Source organism: Chamaesiphon sp. OTE_8_metabat_110, assembly GCF_031382685.1.
Taxonomy (GTDB): Bacteria; Cyanobacteriota; Cyanobacteriia; order Cyanobacteriales; family Chamaesiphonaceae; genus Chamaesiphon.
Genome location: NZ_JANMZA010000254.1, coordinates 1 through 4,282, shown reverse-complemented (window position 1 = coordinate 4,282; position 4,282 = coordinate 1). Strand labels below are relative to the sequence as shown.

The following is a 4,282-nucleotide window of genomic DNA, read 5'->3' as shown; positions in this document are numbered from 1 at the left end:
GTGGCGACTACAATGGCGGCACAGTTCAGGTGATTCCGCATATTACCAACGAGATCAAAGAACGAATCGATCGAGTCGCTAAAGATACTAATCCCGATGTGGTAATTACGGAGATCGGTGGTACTGTCGGCGATATCGAATACTTACCATTTCTAGAAGCGATCCGCCAGTTTCGCAAGGAAGTGGGCAGACGGAATGTAATTTATCTACATGTCGCGCTGGTACCGTGGATCTCGACGGCAGGAGAGATGAAAACCAAGCCGACACAGCATTCAGTTAAAGAATTGAGATCGATCGGGATTCAACCAGATATTTTAGTTTGTCGGAGTATCCAGCCCCTGCTGCCAGGGATTAAAGAGAAGCTCTCGGAATTTTGTGATGTGCCTGTCGAATCGGTGATTAATGCGCCGGATGCGAGCAGTATCTATGAAGTACCGCTAATTATGGAGCGAGAAGGATTGGCTTCTCAGGCGATCGATCTGCTCCAGCTCGAACAGCGTACCCCCGATCTGACTCAGTGGCAAAATTTGGTCGATCGAATGCAGACATCTACCCAAGAAGTCAAGATCGCGCTGGTTGGTAAATATACTCAACTCGGCGATGCTTATCTGTCGGTAGTGGAAGCCCTTCGACATGGCGCGATCGCCAATGGCGCAAAATTAGAAGTTGTGTGGGTAAATTCGGAAGATTTAGAGTGCCACGGGGCGGCTAAATACCTCGCTGACGTGCAAGGGGTTGTCGTCCCCGGCGGGTTCGGTATTCGGGGCGTAGAGGGCAAAATTGCCGCCATCCAGTACGCTCGCGAGCATCAGATCCCCTTCCTCGGATTGTGCTTGGGAATGCAGGCGGCGACGATCGAATGGGCGCGGAATGTGGCTAAACTCGATCGAGCAAATAGTTCGGAATTCGATCCCGAAACCCCCAATCCAATTATCGATCTACTCCCCGAACAAAAAGATGTCGTCGATCTCGGTGGGACGATGCGCCTGGGGTTATATGCCTGTCGATTGGAAGAAAATACTCTGGCGCACAAACTCTATCAACAAACCGCGATTTACGAACGCCATCGCCATCGGTATGAATTTAATAATGCCTACCGCAATCAGTTGATCGACAGTGGCTATACGATCAGCGGCACATCGCCCGATACCCGATTGGTAGAAATCATCGAACTGCCTTCGCATCCGTTCTTTATCGCCACGCAGTTTCACCCCGAATTTCAGTCTACGCCGAGCTTGCCCCATCCGCTATTCAAAGGTTTGATGTCCGCTGCTTTGGCAAAGATCGCGAAGCCGCAGGTGGAGTATCATCTGCCGGAATTGGTGTCCGAACGGGAATAGGAAGATGGGAGATGGGAGATGGGAGATGGGAGATGGGGCGACGGGGAAAATGCTCATACCATCTTTACCTCCCCTAGATCCCGTAGATCCCGTAGGGTGGGCACTGCCCACCAATTAGGTTTCAGGCATAATCTATATTTATAAATAGTTGTGCCTAGCTACTTAGGAGGGAACATTAGGAAAATGTTTGTTTAATGTGGTTTTAGGGATAGCAGAAAAAAGATGGCGTTAATCGTACAAAAATATGGGGGGACATCGGTTGGTGACGCCGAGCGGATTCAAGCCGTCGCGCGGCGAGTGGTGGCTGCTGTTAAAGCTGGTAACGAACTAGTTGTGGTCGTTTCGGCGATGGGAAAAACTACCGATGGATTGGTTAAACTAGCGCGGGAGTTATCTAGTCAGCCATCTCGGCGCGAAATGGATATGCTACTTGCCACAGGCGAACAAGTGACGATCGCGTTACTGAGTATCGCCATTCAAGAATTAGGACAGTCTGCCATCTCCCTGACTGGCGCACAAGTGGGCATCGTCACCGAAGCCGAGCATACCCGCGCGCGGATTCTGGACATCGCCCCCGATCGCGTCAAGCGGCACCTGCAAGAAGGTAAAGTTGTTGTGGTTGCTGGATTTCAGGGCGTGAGTGCCACAGGCGATCGAGACATTACCACCCTAGGTAGAGGTGGTTCGGATACCTCTGCTGTCGCGCTAGCTGCCGCTCTCAAAGCTAGTGCCTGGGAGATTTATACCGATGTGCCGGGAATTTTGACGACAGATCCTCGGATCGTCCCCGAAGCTAAATTATTGACCGAAATTACTGCCGATGAAATGCTCGAACTTGCCAGTTTAGGTGCAAAAGTGTTGCATCCTCGTGCTGTCGAAATTGCCAAAAATTACGGCGTGCCCCTAGTCGTCCGATCGAGTTGGACGGACGATCCGGGTACTTGGGTTGTGTCTCCAGTCCCCGCACCGCGCCCCCTCACCGGGTTAGAAATTGCCCGATCGGTCGATGCTGTGGGATTTACCACCGACCAAGCTAAAATCGCCCTTTTACAAGTACCCGATCGCGCCGGGATTGCCGGACAACTCTTTGGCGCACTCGCTCGCGAACGGGTAGACGTCGATCTGATCGTCCAATCGATCCACGAAGGCAACACCAATGACATCGCCTTTACCGTCCACAAACATGCGATCGGACGCGCCCAGGCGGTCGCTGAAGCTATCTCGCCCGTCCTGCATGACAACTTTGTCCCCAGCCACGCTGACATCCTTGTAGCGGACGATATTGCCAAGGTGAGCATCTCCGGTGCGGGGATGATCGGTAGACCCGGAGTAGCTGCCAAAATGTTTAGGATCCTTGCCGATGCAGGCATTAATATTCAAATGATTTCGACTTCAGAAATCAAGGTTAGCTGTACGATCGCTAGTAAAGATTGCGACCGGGCAATTGCCGCCCTGTGCCAACAGTTCGAGATCTCTACCTCTGCTAATGAGAATAATACTCCCGCAGTTAGCGCACCCGCAGTACGCGGTGTTGCCCTCGACCTCGATCGCGCCAGATTAGCTATACTGCAAGTACCCGATCGTCCCGGTATGGCTGCCGAGTTATTTGGGATCTTAGCCGCAAATAATATCAGTCTCGATGCAATTATCCAATCCCAACGCACCCGCGTCATCAATGGTGTCGCTACCCGCGATATTGCCTGTACCGTCGCCCAAAATGATGCCGCTGATGCCAAACGCGTCCTCGAAGCCTCGGCGACTCAATTGGGTTGTGGAGCCGTTGTCGTCGATGAATCGATCGCCAAAGTTAGTATTGTCGGTGCGGGGATGGTGAGCAATCCCGGCGTCGCCGCTAAAATGTTTAGCGCCCTAGCTGAAGCTAAAATTAATATTCAAATGATTTCGACATCCGAGATTAAAATTAGTTGTGTAGTCGCCCGTTCTCAAGGCATCGACGCGCTCAAGACAGTTCATCGGGCGTTTGGTTTGGGATAGGGTTTAGGCTTTAGGGGGAAAGGGGAAAGGGGAAATTGCGACACGAAGTCGCAGACATTTAGTGAAGCGTAAAGCTTCTACCTTAGTATCAAAAGGTATGGACACTCCGAAGGAGCATCAACAGCAATGGGGATGTTTCACAGCTAGAGGAGAAAGCCTAATTGCACTGGTAGCCTAAACTGGTACAAGGGCAAGTCCAAGTCTGGTATGGTTAGCTAAAGCGAATCTGAGTAACATCCGTCATTTCCCAATGAGCCAAATCAGGCTGATAGGCTCAAACCAAAAGGTAAGTGGCAGTTACGACAACTGACTTTTTCCCGTCAGTGAGATGATACCGTCCGCCACCGGATGACATCAGGAACCTAACCCAGACGCATCTAAATACTGCGGAACGTGTAAACCTCTACCAGGTCAGTTTTTTTTTAAAACTGTAGGGAAGTCGTGAGATGTACCAACTCCTGGGAGAGAAAGGACTCTTCTAAAAAGCCAATGCCTGTAGGACGAAAGTTCAGAGGAATTCATAACTCGCAGGATAAGGGTCATCCCGTACCCGAAAGGGGAGCAGACGTAGAAGAGGCTGAAACTTTGTTGAAACCGATAGTAGAAAATCTTTACCCCTCCACAAGTTAGAGTCGAAGGGCATTCGCCAACGGCGGAGGACAGGGATCTCAAGGATGGAAGCCCAACAAATAAAGTCCTGAAAACCTGTACTGGACATAGTGATTTGACCCATTATGTAAGAAAAGTATAACTTGAAGGAAGTACATGATACAGCAGGAGCCGAGTGCTTTGAAATTTGCAAGGTCGGTACTGTGGAGGGGAAAACCCGTAAGGGTTTACCTATTCCGGCGGGTAAAAGGTAAAAGGTAAAAGGTTAATCCTTGTATTCGCCCAGTCCCACCGTCCCCCCGTCCCCTCATCTCCCAGTCTCCCAGTCTCCCAGTCTC

General features: G+C 50.8%; 2 protein-coding genes. Both read left to right on the top strand.

Annotation, left to right across the window (positions count from 1 at the left end; translation table 11 throughout):
* Positions 1-1,340 (top strand): glutamine hydrolyzing CTP synthase (gene pyrG / locus RMO52_RS09315; protein ID WP_310413244.1); only part of this gene is annotated, 1,340 nt, incomplete at its 5' end.
* 222 nt (positions 1,341-1,562) lie between these two features.
* A complete protein-coding gene (locus RMO52_RS09310) occupies positions 1,563-3,335 on the top strand; it encodes an aspartate kinase (RefSeq protein ID WP_310413241.1) in 1,773 nt (590 codons plus the stop codon).
* The last annotated feature ends 947 nt before the right edge of the window (positions 3,336-4,282 follow it).